Source organism: Cohnella sp. GCM10020058 (assembly GCF_042683485.1).
In the GTDB taxonomy this organism is placed as follows: Bacteria; Bacillota; Bacilli; order Paenibacillales; family Paenibacillaceae; genus Cohnella.
This window is the reverse complement of sequence record NZ_JBHUJV010000016.1, coordinates 97,471-113,843: the sequence shown is the minus strand read 5'-3', so window position 1 is coordinate 113,843 and position 16,373 is coordinate 97,471. Positions and strand designations below refer to the sequence as shown.

Sequence of the window (16,373 nt, the reverse complement as noted above, 5' to 3'; positions counted from 1 at the left end):
GTATCCGAACCTTCGATTCTCTTGAATGTGAATCGAAGGGAATGGTATAAAGAAAAGACATTCAAGAGCAGAGAAGCACGGAGAGAGGGAGAAGCCACATGGGAACGAACGCCGGTCGATGGATCATCGGGAGGGTTCGTTCCTGGTTCTCCCAGATCCGTACGACGCTGCTCTTTAGTTATTTTATCGTCATTCTGCTGTGCATCGCGCTCGTCGGCACGGCTTCCTTCTATATTTCCTACCAGACGATGGCCGATCGGATCGAATCGGCGGGTTCCCAGATCGTGGGCCAGATCGAGAACAACATGGACAACGACTTCCACAGCAAACGCAATCTGCTGCTCGCCCCCTATTACGACCAGCAATATATCGACGGCATCAACGCCTATGCCGAGATGAGCGAGCAGCAAAAGTTTCTGTTCCGCCAGAATCTCGTGAACCTCTACCTCAAGAGCTTCAACGCCACGCCGATCCGCGGCTTCAGCCGTTTCCAGATCTACTACAGCACCGGCGAGCTGCTGGGCGCTTCGGACGACTTCAAGCCGCCGTCCGAAGCGAAAATCCGCAATGCCGACTGGTTCCTGCGGACGATCGCAGCCGACGGCGGCGTGTACTTCATGGGGCGCGGCGTCGGCGACGGCAGCATAGATGCGGATAACACGGCTTATTCGTCGTCCATTCTGATCCGGGACTTCTCCAATCCCGAGCGATTTATCGTCGTCCGCGTCGAATACAACGACGAGCTGTTTCGGACGATCGGACAGAGCGACGACCTGTCGGCCGGCAGCCGAATCGTCGTTTTCGACCAGAACGACAAGACGGTGTATGCTTCCGGAACCTTGCCCGACGATGCGTCCGAATCCGAGCTCGTCGAGCGGGCGAATGGGCCGAAAGGCAAGTTCTGGTTCGCGAAAGGCGGCGAGGATATGCTCGCCTCCTATACCCGATCGGACTATACGAATTGGAAGATCGTACTTGTCATGCCGAGAAGCGAAATTTTCGGTCCGCTCGACCGCATCAAGACGACCGTTCTCTATACCGCTTTGGTCGCGTTCGCGTTTACATTTCTGTTGTCCGTCCTTTTCGGAAGAATCATTACGAAGCCGATCCTCAACCTCTACAAGACGGTCAACCGGCTGAAGCGCGGCGATTTTTCCGAACGGGTGGCGGTCGGACCGAACAACGAGATCGGGCGCATCGCCGCGAACTTCAACGCCATGCAGGACGAGCTGCAGACGCTGATCGAGACGAAGTACGTCAACCAGATCAAGCTGCAGGAGGTGGAGCTCAAGATGCTCTACTCCCAGATCAATCCTCATTTTCTCTACAATACCCTCGACAGCATCCGCGCCATGTCGGACTACTACAAGGTCGGTGAGATCGGCGAGGTCGCGCAGGCGCTCGCGGACATGTTCCGCTACAATACGAGGAACCGCGACGAGATCGTGACGCTCCAAGAGGAGCTGGAGCAGATCGACGCCTATATGAAAATTCAGGGGATCCGCTTCGACGATAAAATCGTCTACGAACAGGACATCGAAGAGGCACTTTACGGTTTTCCCTTGCTCAAGATGACGCTGCAGCCGCTCGTAGAGAACGCCGTGTTCCACGGCATTGAACGCAAGCGCGGGAAGGGAACGATCCGAATCGCCGCTCATAGCGAGCTTGACGGCGTTCACCTCACCGTCTCGGACGACGGGGTCGGCATTTCCGACGCGCGCCTCGGCGAGCTCCGGGCGAAGCTGAACTGGCAGCTGCACCGGGAGGTATGGCCGGATTCGGCCGCCGAAGGCGGCATCGGCGTGCGCAACGTCTATACGCGATACGCGATCCGCTTCGCGGAGCGCATGTCTTTTCGGATCGACAGCCAGAAGGGCGTCGGCACCAGCGTCACGCTCATTCTCCCGAACGGCAGAGATTCCACGCTGCCGCAGGCAAGGTCGGAATATTCAACATAAACGGTCGATTTCATGAATGGGAGTGAAGAAAGCGCTTCCCTATAATCAAGTTGTAAGCGATTACGAGATGAAGGGGTTGCTCGAATGAAAAAGTCGAGAGCATTAGCATCGGTCATGGTACTGGCAGTAAGCGCGGCGGCGCTGGCCGCGTGCGGCGGTGGCAACGGTAACACTAATAGTAACGCGGGCAGCGTATCGTCCCCGTCGGCTAGCGGAGCGTCCAGCGCCAAGCCGGCCAAAGATCCGGTCACGCTGACTTTCGTAATCTCGAATACAGAAGATACGACGGCGTTCACGAAGATCTTCGACGCCTACCAGCAGAAGACGGGCAACAAGGTAGAGCTTCAAGCGCTGCCGGGCGGCGACTACGACAATCTGATCAAGACGCGGTTTTCCACGGGAGACTTCCCGGATCTGTTCCTTATGCAGCCGGGAACGAAGCAATACGTGAAGCTGAGAGCGGACGAGACGCTGCACGAATGGTCCGGCGAGGCCGGCGTGTGGGACAACGTGATCGATTCCATCAAACAGGCGCAAGTGCAGGACGACAAGATTTACGGCGTACCGTACGGGTCGACGGGCATGATGGGCGTGTTCTACAACAAAGACGTCTTCGCAAAGGCCGGCGTCAACCCGCCGACGAACTACGCGGACCTGGTCGAGATCGCGAAGAAGATCAAGGCCGCCGGCGTTACCCCGTTCTACGAGGGCGTCAAGGATGCATGGCCGCCTCAAGTGTTCTATTACACCGGGTGGGTGACGCAGGTCGATCCGGCGATCGGCGACGAAGGCGTGGCGAAGCTCAATTCGAACGAATTGAAGCTGTCCGACATCGCGGAGCTGAAGGATCTGTTCGCGAAGCAGAAGGAACTTAAACAGCTGGGCCTGTACCAGGACAACGTCATGTCGGGTACGTACGACGAGCTGCAGAACGAGTTCGGCGAAGGCAAGGTGGGGATGACCTTCATGCTGGACGGCATCATCGCCCAACTCGAGAAGAAGTTCGGCAAGGACTTCGTCGCGAAGAGCGTCGGCTTCTTCCCGTTCCCGTCCGCGACCGATACGGGCACGGCGATGATCACGCCGCCGAACCAGCTGATGGTGCCGGATAAGGCGAAGCATGCGGCCGAGGCGATCGAGCTCGTGAAGTTCATGCTCCAACCGGAAAACGTCGACCTGTTCTACGCGAACAAACCGGGGATCCCGATCTTTAAGGGAGCGACCAGCGAGCTTTATCCGGTTCAAGAAGACGTGAAGAAATACATTGACGACGGCAAATCCAAGGTCAATATCCAGAACCGACTGACGCCGTCCTTCGTGGACTTCTCCAAGACGCTGCAAAACTTTTTCCTCGACGGCAATATCGACAAGGCGATCAAGGAGTTCAGCGACAACTATCAGAAAGACGGTAAAGCGAAGGTGCTCGCCGGCTTCTAAGTAAAGTCGACGCGGCTAGTCATGGCGCGCGGGGGGCCGAAGCCCCCCGCCACCGGTATCAGCGAAATGCCGTGGACGAACGCCCCAAGCGGCCGCCGGAAGCCAAGGAGGAGACCTCATGGAGAGACGAAAATATCCGCTTTATTTTTCCTTCCCCGCCTTGTCCGTTTTTCTGCTGTTCTTCATCGCGCCGACCGTGATCGGCGTCTACTACAGCTTCACCGACTGGAACGTCAACGCCGACTCGATTTCGTTTATCGGATTCGACAATTACAAGGCGCTGTTCGGGGAACCGAGACTCGGGAAGGCCTTGTCCAATACACTGATTTTCGCCGCCGCGGTCACACTCCTTCAGAACGCGGTCGGCCTCGGGCTCGCGCTGCTCATGAACGAAGCGATCCGAATGCGCAACCTGTTCCGCACGATCTTCTTCATGCCGTATGTCATCGCCCCGATCGTCATCGGCTACGTGTTCCGCGCGATCTACCATCCGGAGCATGGCATCGTGAACGAGGCGCTCGGCTGGATCGGCCTCGGCTCGCTCGGCCAGGACTGGCTGAACGACCCGAAGTGGGCGCTTTTCTCCATTATCGCCACGGACATCTGGCGCGTGGCCGGCTTCGCGATGGTCGTCTATCTGGCGGGACTGCAGTTCATACCGAAGGATCTCACCGAGAGCGCTTCGATCGACGGGGCCAGCTACTGGCGCAGGTTCAGGCATATCGTTTTCCCGCTGCTGGCCGCTTCGTTCACGGTTAACGTCCTTTTGTCCGTCATCGGCTCGATGAAAGTGTTCGAGATGGTCATGGTGCTTACCGACGGCGGGCCCGGCTATACGACCGAAGTGTTCTACACCTACATCCGCAGCACGTTCAGCATGGGGCAAATGGGGTATTCGACGGCGATCAACCTGGTGCTGTTCGTCCTCGTGACGGTCGTCGGCGTACCGGTGCTGATGGCCCTGAAGAAGCGGGAGGTGGAGATGTAATGGAGCATCGGGGCCGCAAAACGTTCGTCAGCGCCATCGTCTTCCTCGGCGCGCTGGTCATTTTGGTGCCGTTCTACATGATCCTCGTCAACTCCTTTAAGGGGATCCGGGAATCCGCCCTGTTCGGAATGGGACTGCCGTCTACGTGGAACTTCGATAACTACAAGGAAGTTTTCGATAAAGGCAACATTTTGCGAGGCTTCAAAAACAGCTTCCTCATCTCGGGACTGGTCGTCGTCTGCGTGACGCTGTTCGCTTCGATGGCGGCGTTCGTTATTCAACGGCGGGACGACCGGTTCATGCGATCGGCCTACCTCACGTTCATCATGGGGCTGATCGTCCCCGTATCGATCGTGCCGACGATCCGGCTGATGGGAGAGCTGCATATACGCGGCACCTACTTCAGTCTCGTCATGTATTACACCGCGGTATTGCTGCCGTTCGCGGTATTCCTGCTCGTCGGCTTCATGAAGCAGATCCCGCGGGAGCTCGACGAAGCGGCGCTGCTGGAGGGCTGCGGATACTTCCGGCTCTACTGGCGGATCATTCTGCCGCTGCTCGTCACCGTGCTCGTCACGGTTACGATCGTTGTCATGGTATCGGTATGGAACGATTTCTTCGGGCCGTTCTATCTCATGACGGACAGCACCAAGTGGACGATCGTTCTGCAAATTTTCAACTTCGTCTCGCTATACAACACGAACTGGGGCGTCGTGTTCGCCTTCATGGTCATCGTCATCGCCCCGATCCTGCTCGTGTACTTGCTGCTCCAGCGCTACATTATCGACGGATTGACGGCGGGCTCGGTCAAGGGCTGAACGATCGCCGGGAAAAAGAACGGATAGCCGGCAGCACGATACATCGACGAAAGGGGGCTTAGCGACATGCGCAAAGTTCTCGTGGTCGACGACGAGAAGTGGATTCGGCGCGGACTCATTCAGCTCATCCCGTGGGAACGCTTCGGACTTGAACTGGCGGGCGAAGCGGCGGACGGCCAGGACGCCTACGAGCTCGCGCTCGAGGTGAAGCCAGCCCTGATGTTCCTCGACATGCGGATGCCGGGGCTCGACGGCAAGCAGCTGCTCGGGAAATTGCATGCCGAGCTGCCGGAGCTGCTGACGATCGTCGTGAGCGGCTACTCCGACTTCGAATATACGCAGGAAGCGATCCGCCACCGGGCGTTCGATTATTTGCTGAAGCCGGTGAAGAAGGAGGAGCTCGCTTCCGTGCTGGAGAAGGCGCTCGCCGAGCTGGAGCGGCGAGAGGCACAGCGGGCGGAAGCTCCCGAAGCCGGCGACGACAAGGAGGGCGGCTGGCTGCGCGCAGCCCTGACGAGGCGCGCGGACGGCGAGCCGGCGATGCCGCCGCACGGATGGGCGGAGGGAGCCTGCATCGTGTTTGTCGCCCAAGCGGATGCTTACCGCGAAGATCAGCCGGACATGGCGAAGGTGACTGAGGAAGCGCGCGGGCGGCTCGGGCAGACGCGGGCATTCCATCTGGGCGGCGACTGGACGTTCGCGCTGACGCCGGGTCCGGACGGACGCGCCGAGTTTGTCGGCGCGATCGGCGCGACGCGTCCGTTCGGCGGAGAGCTGGGCCGCTTGCTGGCGGAGATTCGGGGTCTCCTAAGTGAAGCCGCCGGCGCGACGTTCAGCCTGGGAGCGGGCGGCTCGTCAAGCCTGCGTCCTCAGCATCTGCAGGACGCTTGCCGGGCGGCAAGGGAGGCGCTCGGAGGCCGGAAGCTGAGCGAGCTCGGTAAGGTTAGGCTGGCCCGCGACGGCGGGGCGGCGTCTTCAGCGATGCTGTCGTATCCGCACGAGGCGGAGAAAGCTTTTCTTCTCGCGCTTCAAATGGGAGGCGGCAAGACGGCAAGCGAGCTTTTCGGACGGGTGTTCGATCACATCGCGACAGCCGAAACGACGGTCGAGGGAATGCAGAGAAACGCGGTGATCCTCGTCCATTCGATCGAAAAGCAGCTTCAGCTCTCGGGCTGCAGCCTGGAGAGCGTCAGCGGCCGCAACCCGCTCGCCTATTCCGAGATGATCCGGCAGCGCAACGATCCCGTCTCCGCAAGTGAGCTGTTCGAGCGGGAGATTATCCCCGCCATCCTGTCGAACGGCAGCCAGGCGGGAGGCAAGCAGGGCGAACGTCTCGTCAGGGAGATCGTGAAGATGGTCGAAGCCCACTTTGATCAGCCGCTATCGCTTCAGCAGATCGCCGAGACGCGCTTCGTCAACCCGGATTACTTGAGCCGGTTATTCAAGAAGACGACCGGCCATACGTTTGTCGACTACCTGACGGATTACCGGATTCATAAATCGATCGAGCTGATGAAGATTCCCGCCTACAAAAACTACGAAATCGCGAAGATGGTCGGCTACGAGGACTACCGGTACTTCAGCCAGATTTTCAAAAAGAAAACGGGCAAGACGATCGGGGAATTCCGGGGCCAAGCCGAATGCGCGAGCAAATAAAAGGAGCGAACCTGCCATGACACGACGACTGATACCCGATACGCTGACGCTCGAGGAGAGGGCCGGTCACGCGCTGAACGCGATGGCCGGCATGGCCGATCCCGAATACGGCGGCATTCCGTTTTTCGCGGCGAACCTGATGAACGATCCCGCCAATCTGACGCACGGCGACTGGGACTTCGGCTCCTCTCACGGCCGCATGATCGACGGCATGATTCTGGCGCGGCATATGTCCGGCGAGACGTTCGGCGCGGAGACGGAGCAGCGCTACCGCGACAACTTCATGACCTTCTTCAAAGACGACGGACTTAGCTACCGGCAGGAAAACCCGAACTTCGGCTGGGAGCCGAACGCTAACCTGATCGACCAGCGCGCGGTGATCCTGTCGCTGACGACCTGGTACATGGCGACGGGAGACCCCAAGGTGAAGGAAGCGGCCGACCGCCACGTCGCCGCGCTGAAGCGGATCGCGATCAAGGAGCGCGAGGTATGGTACTATCCGGCCTCCGAATACAAGGAAGGCGGCTGGCCGTCCGCGAACGCGATGCTGCTGCGTCTGGCGCCCGATCCGGCGGCGTTCTGCGGCCGGCTTGTCATGCCGCTGCTCAAGTACCATGAGCTGACGGGGAGCCGCGACGCTTTCGAGCTATGCCGGTTTTTCGTCGCGCTCATCGTGGAGCGCAGCGGCGTGTTCAACAAGGACGGCAGCTTCAACGACGCGCTCGCCTACCGCAGCGGCCACTTCCACACCCGTCTCGGCACGCTCGACGCGATCGCGAGATTCGGCGCCTTCACCGGGGATGCTTCGCTGATCGCGTTCGCGGAAAAGAGCTACGCTTGGGCGCTGACGCAATGCACCGCCTTCGGCTGGACGCCGGGCGATATGAAGGAGCAGGCTTACGAGCACGAGACTTGCTCGCTCGTCGACCTGATCGCCACGGGCATTACGCTCGCGAAGAGCGGCTATACGAAGTATTGGGGCACGGTCGAGCGCTTCATCCGCAACCATCTGACCGAATCGCAGCTGCTCGAGCTCGATTGGGTGAAGGAAACGGACGACCGTTCTCACAATGTCGCCGGGCAAATCAGCTACACGAACGTAGCCGCCAGCACGCGCGGCGCGTTCGCCGGGTATTCGGCGCCGAACGACTTTTGCTGCGACGTGAACCATGGGCGCGGGCATACGAACGACCTGCAAATCTGCTGCCTGGGCTCGGGCACGCGCGGCCTCTATATGGGCTGGAGCAATACGGTGACCGAGAAGGACGGCAACGTGAGCGTCAACTTCCTGCTCAACCGCGGTTCGATCTGGCTGGACGTCGAGTCGTATTTACCGCACGAGGGCAAAGTCGTGCTTCGCGTGAACAAAGACCTGCCTTCGCTGCAGGTTCGCATTCCGGAATGGGCGGGCTTCGCCAAGGTCCGCATCGTGCGGGAGCGCAACGGAGCGGTATCGGAAGGACGAGGCTCGGAGCCGAGCCGTTGGGTGAAAGAGGTCTTCCTGCAGCTGAACGAGGCGTTCGCGGGGGAAACGATCACGATCACGTTCCCGTTATCCGAGCGCACGACGGTGGAGACGGCGATCGGCCAGACGTTCGCGACTGAATGGCGCGGCGACGACGTCGTCGGCATTACGCCGCGCGGCACGAAGCATCCGTTCTATTCCGGACGCAAGGTGTACGACGCGGCCCCGATGCGCGAGGGCGAGCTGCGCCGGCTGGAGCATGAATTCGTATGGTGAGGGAGGAGAACGGACGATGAAAACGGTCGTTGCCGTCTACACGGGCCAAGGCTTGGCCGATCCGCTGAAAAAGGTGTTCCAGGAGCTGCTGCCGGATGTCCGGCTGGTCAATATTATCGACGACAGCCTGATCGGCGACGTCGTCAAGGCGGGGCATGTACCGCCGGGCGTCGCCAGAAGGCTCGTGCAATACTTTCACAACGGAGAAGAGCTCGGGGCCGACGTCATTCTGAACACCTGCTCGTCCGTCGGCGAAGCGGCGGACGACGCGCGCAAGCAGATCGGCGTGCCGATCGTCAAGATCGACGAGGCGATGGCGGCGAAGGCGGCGACGAGCTATGACCGGATCGCGGTGCTGGCGACGCTTCCTTCGACGCTCGAGCCGACGATGAGGCTGATCGAGAAGGAGGCAACGGCTGCGGGGCGCGCCGTCGCGTTGGTGAACGGCCTGGCTGCGGGCGCGTTCAAAGCGCTGAACGACGGAAGCCCGGAGGAGCACGACCGGCTCATTCTGGAGACGGCGCAGCGGGTGGCCGGCAATGCGGACGCGATCGTGCTCGCGCAAGGTTCGATGGCGCGCATGGAGGGAAAGCTGGCCGAAGCGACGGGCAAGCCGGTGCTGTCGAGCCCGCGCCTCGGCGTCGAGCAAGTGCGCGAGACGCTGGAACGGCTCGCACGCGCGGAGGAGGCTTCGCGATGAGCGGCGTCTGGAACGGGAAGCCGGGAGGCGCTTCGGCGTCGGGGGCTCCGGCCGGCGGCACGGAGCGAGTCGTCGCGGAATACTTCGTCGAGACGCCATGGACGCTCGCGCGAGCGGCGGAGGTGATCGCGGGCGAGCAATCGACCGGGACCTTCACGGCCGTGCCGGGGGAGACGGCTGCGCTGAAGGAGCGTCACGGCGCGCGGATCGAGCAGATCGTGCCGCTGGAGGAGGCTTCGGCACCGCTGCTTCCCGGAGCCAAGCCGCCTGCCGGCCATGACGGACGCTACCGGCGCGGCAAGATCACCGTTTCGTATCCGATCGTCAACTTCGGTCCGTCGATTCCGAACCTGATGAGCGCGATCGCGGGTAACCTGTTCGAGCTGCAGGAGCTATCCGGCTTGCGGCTGCTCGATATCGAGCTGCCCGACGCCTTTGCCCGGCGGTACCCGGGGCCGAAGTTCGGTCTCTCCGGCACCCGCAGGCTGACCGGCGTTTACGGGCGGCCCATCCTCGGCTCGATCGTCAAGCCGAGCGTCGGCCTGTCTGCCAAGGAACTCGGCGGCCTCGTCTACGAGCTGGCCGTCGCCGGACTCGATTTTATCAAGGACGACGAGCTGAACGCCAACCCGCCTTATCTCCCTCTGGAACAGAAGGTCCGGGCGGTCATGGACGCGATCGAGCGCGCGGCGGACGCCACGGGCAAGAAGACGATGTACGCGTTCAACATTACCGGCGACATCGACGAGATGCGCCGCCATCACGACGTCGTCGTTGAAGCGGGCGGCAACTGCGTCATGGCGAGCGTCATGAGCATCGGCTTCGCGGGGCTCGCGCACCTGAACGGCTACAGCGAGGTTCCGATCCACGCGCACCGCAATCAATGGGGCATGCTCACCCGCAGTCCGGGGCTCGGCATGGAGTTCGCCGCTTTCCAGAAGCTGTGCCGGCTGGCCGGAGCGGATCATCTGCACGTGAACGGGCTGAACAGCAAATTCTACGAGAGCAACGAATCCGTCGTGCGTTCGATTCAAGCGTGCGCGCGCCCGCTGTTCGGCGGCTACGAGACGGTGCCGGTCGTCTCATCGGCGCAGTGGGCGGGGTCAGCTCCGCCTACGTACGAGGCCATCCGCAGCGTGGACGTGATGCACCTCGCGGGCGGCGGCATGCTCGCCCACCCGGACGGCCCCGCCGCCGGCTTCGCAAGCATGCGCCAAGGCTGGGAAGCGGCATCGGCGGGTATCGCGCTCGAGACGTACGCGACGACCCATCCCGAGCTGTCACGCGCGATCGAGAAGTACGGAAAGGGCTGAGACAGCATGCGTATATCGGATCGTAGCGATGAAGAAGGGGGCTGCGCCAAGCGGCCCCTGATCGGTTATTACGGAGACGACTTCACCGGATCGACGGACGTGCTTGAGGCGCTGTTCCGGCAGGGGCTGCGGACGGTTCTGTTCCTGGATCCGCCGGACGAAGGGGCAGCATCGGGCACGGTGAGGAGCGAGATGCTCGCCGGGCTCGACGCGTTCGGCATCGCCGGCGTCGGCCGCTCGCTCTCGCCGGAAGAGATGGCGCGCGAGCTGCCGCCGATCTTCGAGCGCTTGAAGGAGGCCGGTCCGGCCGTCGTGCATTATAAAATTTGCTCCACGTTTGATTCGTCGCCGGAAACGGGAAGCATCGGCAAGGCCGCGGAGCTTGGACGCGCCGTTTTCGGCGGGCGCTTCGTGCCGGTGCTCGCCGGCGTGCCCTATCTGGGACGCTATACGGTGTTCGGCCATCATTTCTCGGCGGCGCCGGGCGGCGAGGTGTTCCGGCTCGATCGGCATCCGACGATGTCTCGGCATCCTGTCACGCCGATGGACGAATCGGACCTGCGCGTTCATCTGGCGAGACAGACCTCGCTCAAGGCTTCCTTGCTGGATATCGTCGCGCTGGACGGCGATGCAGCCGAAGCGGGCGAACGGCTTGAGCGGGTCCTCACCGAAGAGAGCCCCGACCTCTTGTTGTTCGACGTACTTGATGAGAAGCGCCTGGCCGTCGCGGGACAATTAATCTGGCAAGAGGCGCTGCAACAGGAGAGCCCGCTGTTCGTGATCGGCTCCTCGGGCGTGGAGTATGCGCTTGGAGCGGCTTGGCGAGCGTCTGGCACGCTGCCGAACGCGGGCAACAAGGAGCGGCCGGTCGGAAACGCGCAACGATCCGATAGCGACGCGGTCGGGGGCGATGCGGGAGCATCCGTCGCCGGCGCCGCGAAGCCGGTCGATCGCCTGCTCGTCGTGTCGGGCAGCTGCTCGCCCGCGACCGCGAAGCAGATCGCCCAAGCCGAAGCGGACGGCTTCGCGTCGATCCGCATACCGGCGCTCGCGCTGATCCGACCCGAACTGGCGGAAGAAGCGAGGACGCGGCTGCTCTCGGAAGCGAAGGCGCTGCTGGACGATGGCCGAAGCGTAATCTTGTATTCGGCCGGCGGACCGGACGATCCAAGCATCGGCGAGCTGCGGCGGGCGCTGACTGCGCAGGGGCTTCGACCGGAGGACAGCAGCCGCCTGCTAGGCTCGGAGCTCGGACGGCTGGCCCGTACGCTGGCCGTCCAAGCGGGCCTTACGCGCATTCTGGTCGCGGGGGGCGATACGTCCGGCTACGTCACCAGGGCGCTAGGCATTTATGCGCTTGAGTGCCTTCAAACGCTGGCGCCGGGCGTGCCCTTGTGCCGCGCATATGCCGACGATGCGAGGCTGGATAGACTCGAGCTGGTGCTGAAGGGCGGGCAGGTCGGCGGAGAGCGGTTTTTTGAACGCGTAAGGAGAGGCGGCGTATGAGCGGATGAACGAGCCTATGATTGTGCCGATGAACGAGCCTCTGAATGACCGGACAGGAAACCGCATGAAGCAGGCGGCGTCCGGCAACCAGCCCGACTGGGCGAATCTGGCGGTGCTGGAGCGGAATGCCGAGCCCCCAAGGGCGGATCTCATTCCATACGGCGGGACAGGCGACGCGATGGCAAGCGAGCGGGAGGCTTCTCCTTATTTCCTGCTGCTGAACGGCACTTGGCGGTTCCGTTATTTCGAATCGCCGTCCGCCGTTCCCGACGAATGCGAAGGCGTCGACTACGCGGACGATAGCTGGGACTTGCTTGCGGTCCCGTCGAACTGGCAAATGCACGGTTACGGCACGCCTCATTACTCGAGCTGTCCGTATCCTTTTCAGATCGATCCCCCGCATGTACCGGCGAATAACCCGGTCGGCTGCTACCGCATCGCGTTTGTCGTTCCCGATGGGTGGGAGGGGCGCAACGTCCGGCTGTCGTTCGAAGGGGTCGATTCGGCCTTTCACGTCTGGATGAACGGGAGCTTCGTAGGCTATGGGCAAGGAAGTCACAACACGTCCGAGTTCGACGTGACGGACGCGCTTCGTCCTGGTTCAAACTTGCTTGCGGTCCGCGTTTACCAATGGTCGGACGGGAGCTACCTGGAGAGTCAGGACAAGTGGCGTCTTAGCGGTATTTTCCGGGACGTGTACCTCTTGTCGCTGCCGGCGGTCACCGTACTGGACGCATTCGTCAAGACGAGCTGGCGACCGGACGGAGAGACCGCAGAGCTGGACGTCTGCCTGCAAATTTCTAATCTGTCGCGCGATCAGGCGAGAGGCGGCCGAATCGAAGCCTTCCTGGTAGACCCGGAGGGGAACGTCGCGCATGCTGCCGATTGGCCGCTCGCGTCTTTGCTGCTTCCGGGCGAATCCCGCGAGCTTCGGCTTCGCGAGCCTGTCGCGTGCGCCCGTCCCTGGTCGGCCGAAACGCCGAACCTGTACGTCTTATTATTGAAGGTCATTGACGAGGACGGCCGCGCCGCGGAGGTCAAGCGGATCGCGGTCGGCTTCCGGGATATCCGGATCGCAGAGGGACGCTTGCTCGTCAACGGGCGGCCGATCGTCGTCAAAGGCGTCAACCGCAACGAATTCGACGCTCGCCTCGGCTACGTCACGACGAAAGAAGCGATGCTCGAGGACGTCCTGCTCATGAAACGGCATCATATCAACGCAGTCCGGCTGTCCCACTATCCGAACGATCCGAGATGGCTGGACCTGTGCGACCGGTATGGCCTGTACGTCATCGACGAGGCGGACCTGGAGACGCACGGCTTTCATTTTGTCGGCGACGAGGGTTACTTAGCCAACCATCCGGCGTGGAGAGAAGCGTTCGTGCAGCGGGCGAGACGGCTGATCGAGCGAGACAAAAACCACCCGTCGGTCATCGTCTGGTCGCTCGGCAACGAGTCGGGCTACGGTCCGAATCACGACGCGATGGCGGAATGGGTCAGACAGCAGGACGGGACGCGGCCGATTCACTACGAACGCGCCTACGACGCGCCGGTCGTCGACATCGTCAGCAGCATGTACCCCGCGGTCGGGACGATCGTCGAGGAGGGACTCAAGGACGACCCCAGACCTTACTTGATGTGCGAATTCGGCCACGCGATGGGCAATTCGACCGGTAACCTGAAGGAATATTGGGACGCGATCTACGCGTATCCGCGCCTGCTCGGAGGGCTGATCTGGGAGTGGGCGGACATGGCGATCGAGGTGGCGGAGACATCGGCCAGCATGAATAGGGGAAAGGGCGCCAAGTCGGATACCGAGCCGCCGGCCGTTCCGTCTTCGGACGCGTCGCACGAAACAGCCGGCAAGGTCTATTTGTACGGCGGGGATTTCGGCGATGAACCGCACAGCGGATCGTTTTGCCTGGACGGGCTGCTTTTCCCGGACCGCACGCCCAAAGCGTCTTTGCTGGAGTACAAAAAGGCGATCGAGCCCGTCAAAGTCATTAATTGGAATGAAGATACGGGAGAGCTCGTTTTGGAAAATCGGTACGACTTCTTGACGCTGTCGCATTTGAAAGGCGAATGGACGCTCTATCGCGAAGGAGCGTCGCTGTCGAGCGGGCAGCTGCCTCTTTTCCGGACGCTTCCCGGCGAGCGCGAGTCGATTCGCCTCGCATCGAAGGCAGAGCTGCCGGCGGAATCCGGCGAGTACTGGCTGCGCGTTCGTTTTCTCCTTCGAGAAGGGACCCCTTGGGCCGAACGAGGCTTCGAGATCGCGTGGGCGGATCTGCCGCTGGGCATCGTCAGCGCCGCTGCTTCCGACACGCCGGTCCCGCCGCCTCCGGAGCTTCTGATCGTAAATGAGGCAGGTGCTTCAGAACGCCTGGCCGTCGTGCGGGGAAAGAACGACGAGTTCGTATTCGATCTGAACCAAGGGAAGCTGACGAGCTGGAAAAGCGGCGGCAGAGAGCTGCTGCTTTCGGGTCCGTCCGTAAACCTCTGGCGCGCGCCGGTAGACAACGACGTGCATCTGGCGAAGACGTGGCTCGCGGCCGGATACGACCGGCATACGCACGATCTACGTCACGCCGCGATCGAACGACTGGACGGAAGCGGAGCGATTCGCCTACGCACTGAGTTCGCGCTCGGCGCGAGAGGCCAGGGGACAGCTTTTCTGGCAAGCCTTGATTACACGGTGAACGGAGCGGGCGAGCTGCTCGTCGAAGCGAAGCTCGAGGCGCTGCGCTCCGATCTGCCGCCGCTGGCCCGCTTCGGCCTGGAGCTGCGCCTGCCTCGCGAGCTCGACCGGCTGACCTGGTTCGGACGAGGTCCGCACGAATGCTATGCCGACCGGCAGGAGAGCGGCAAGCTCGGCGTTTATGCCGGTTCGGTTGCGGAGCAGTACGTACCCTACATCAAGCCGCAGGAGAATGGGAACAAGGCGGACGTCCGCTGGGTCCGCTGCGAGGACGCCGACGGCTTCGGGCTTCTGACCGAAGCGAATCGCTCGCCCATGAATGTCAGCGCTCACCATTACGCAACCTCCGATCTCGCGAATGCCAAGCATAGACATGAGTTGGCGCCGCTCCAGGAGACGATCCTCAAGCTGGATGCCGCGCAGAGCGGGCTCGGCAACCATAGCTGCGGTTATGCCCCGACGCTGGAGAAGTACCTGCTGCCTGCGTCGGAACGCAGATTGTTGTCGGTCGTCCTGTCCGCAAGAAGGGGATAATAAAAGAACAGTCCTGGATTGAACGTCAGATCCAGGACTGTTCTTTTTTGCGTTGCTGCATTCCATCATGGGCCTCGCCGGTAAGCGGCAGGCGTCCCGCCGGCGATGCGCTTGAACAGCCGGTGGAAGTGGGGCAAACTGTCGAAGCCGCATGCGGCGGCGATCTGCGCGACATTCTGATCCGTTCCGAGCAGCATCTCTTTCGCTTTGACGATGCGCTTCGCGGCGATAAAGCCGGTGACGTTCATACCGGTCATTTGCTTGAATACCCGGCTGAAGTGCGCAGGGCTGACGGCCGCTCGCTTGCTCAGCTCGCGAAGTCCGATTTCTTTTGAATAGTGCTCATCGACGTATAGCAGCGCGTCCCGCATCCAGAGCGGCCCGATCGCAGAGGGGGGACTTGCTTCCCCTCCTCCGGCCACCCCGAGCTCCCGATGGACGGCCAGCAAGATCCGCTGAACCAACAACGAGACGGCGTGTCTTTCACCGATCTCGGAAGCCCTCAGTTCATCGTCGATCTCCTGCAGGCGCCGCTCGAACCCTTCCCGCAAGGCAAAGCTGCATTTCAATTCGTGCATCCGGTACTGCCTGCTCCACTCAAAGCACTGCATATAAGAGAACGGCTCGCCAAATGACGGCGTCTGGACCAATGCCGGGTTAAAAAATAACGCGGTCGACGTGACCGGATCTTCCGCATCGGGGAAGGCGCGATGGATCGTATTGGCCGGAATGAGGAAGAGGCTGCCTGGCTGCATGTCATAGAACGTGCGATCGATAAAAAACGTCCCTTTGCCGCCGTGAACGTAAACCAGCTCGTACCAGTCGTGCAAATGGTCGGGGAGCTCGCGCTGCTTGGTCTTGGTGTCTTTGTAGACGAACGAAAAGGGGAAATTCGGCGAGGCGTTAAACGGTTTGAAAATAGGCTTCATGCGGTCTGCACCTGCGTTCGTCGATTTCTTTTCAAAATATCAAAAAAGGATATAAAATTGCAAGCAGAAGCCATTTTACATTTTAATTCGAATGC

General features: G+C 61.4%; 11 protein-coding genes. 10 read left to right on the top strand and 1 reads right to left on the bottom strand.

Annotated features, from left to right (window positions below):
- Positions 1-98 precede the first annotated feature (98 nt).
- The 10 genes from ACFSR7_RS26960 to ACFSR7_RS26915 all read left to right on the top strand — a co-directional run bounded on the left by ACFSR7_RS26960 (position 99) and on the right by ACFSR7_RS26915 (position 15,349).
- Entirely contained in the window at positions 99-1,958 is a 1,860-nt protein-coding gene (locus ACFSR7_RS26960; RefSeq protein WP_378167007.1) for a cache domain-containing sensor histidine kinase, read from the top strand.
- A gap of 84 nt (positions 1,959-2,042) precedes the next feature.
- Positions 2,043-3,395, top strand: coding sequence for an ABC transporter substrate-binding protein (locus ACFSR7_RS26955; protein WP_378167005.1), 1,353 nt, complete (start codon positions 2,043-2,045; stop codon positions 3,393-3,395).
- A gap of 118 nt (positions 3,396-3,513) precedes the next feature.
- Positions 3,514-4,383: a carbohydrate ABC transporter permease gene (locus ACFSR7_RS26950; protein ID WP_378167003.1), complete on the top strand. Its 870-nt coding sequence runs from the start codon at positions 3,514-3,516 to the stop codon at positions 4,381-4,383.
- Positions 4,383-5,201 (top strand): carbohydrate ABC transporter permease, encoded by an 819-nt coding sequence (locus ACFSR7_RS26945; RefSeq protein WP_378167001.1) that lies wholly within the window; start codon positions 4,383-4,385, stop codon positions 5,199-5,201. The genes ACFSR7_RS26950 and ACFSR7_RS26945 overlap by 1 nt, the downstream gene beginning before the upstream one ends.
- 66 nt (positions 5,202-5,267) lie before the next feature.
- A complete protein-coding gene (locus ACFSR7_RS26940; protein WP_378166999.1) occupies positions 5,268-6,857 on the top strand; it encodes a response regulator transcription factor in 1,590 nt (529 codons plus the stop codon).
- 16 nt (positions 6,858-6,873) lie between these two features.
- A complete protein-coding gene (locus ACFSR7_RS26935; RefSeq protein ID WP_378166997.1) occupies positions 6,874-8,598 on the top strand; it encodes a glycoside hydrolase family protein in 1,725 nt (574 codons plus the stop codon).
- Between the two features lie 16 nt (positions 8,599-8,614).
- A complete protein-coding gene (locus tag ACFSR7_RS26930; protein ID WP_378166996.1) occupies positions 8,615-9,298 on the top strand; it encodes an aspartate/glutamate racemase family protein in 684 nt (227 codons plus the stop codon).
- Positions 9,295-10,611 (top strand): ribulose-bisphosphate carboxylase large subunit family protein, encoded by a 1,317-nt coding sequence (locus tag ACFSR7_RS26925; RefSeq protein WP_378166994.1) that lies wholly within the window; start codon positions 9,295-9,297, stop codon positions 10,609-10,611. The genes ACFSR7_RS26930 and ACFSR7_RS26925 overlap by 4 nt, the downstream gene beginning before the upstream one ends.
- Before the next feature lie 6 nt (positions 10,612-10,617).
- A complete protein-coding gene (locus ACFSR7_RS26920) occupies positions 10,618-12,117 on the top strand; it encodes a four-carbon acid sugar kinase family protein (RefSeq protein ID WP_378166992.1) in 1,500 nt (499 codons plus the stop codon).
- Positions 12,118-12,121: 4 nt separating this feature from the next.
- The gene (locus ACFSR7_RS26915) at positions 12,122-15,349 is read left to right on the top strand and encodes a glycoside hydrolase family 2 TIM barrel-domain containing protein (RefSeq protein WP_378166990.1); all 3,228 of its coding nucleotides are present in this window, start codon (positions 12,122-12,124) and stop codon (positions 15,347-15,349) included.
- A 65-nt stretch (positions 15,350-15,414) separates the two neighbouring features.
- On the opposite strand, the gene ACFSR7_RS26910 is transcribed toward ACFSR7_RS26915, so the two are convergent.
- Positions 15,415-16,278: an AraC family transcriptional regulator gene (locus ACFSR7_RS26910; protein ID WP_378166988.1), complete on the bottom strand. Its 864-nt coding sequence runs from the start codon at positions 16,276-16,278 to the stop codon at positions 15,415-15,417.
- Positions 16,279-16,373 lie beyond the last annotated feature (95 nt).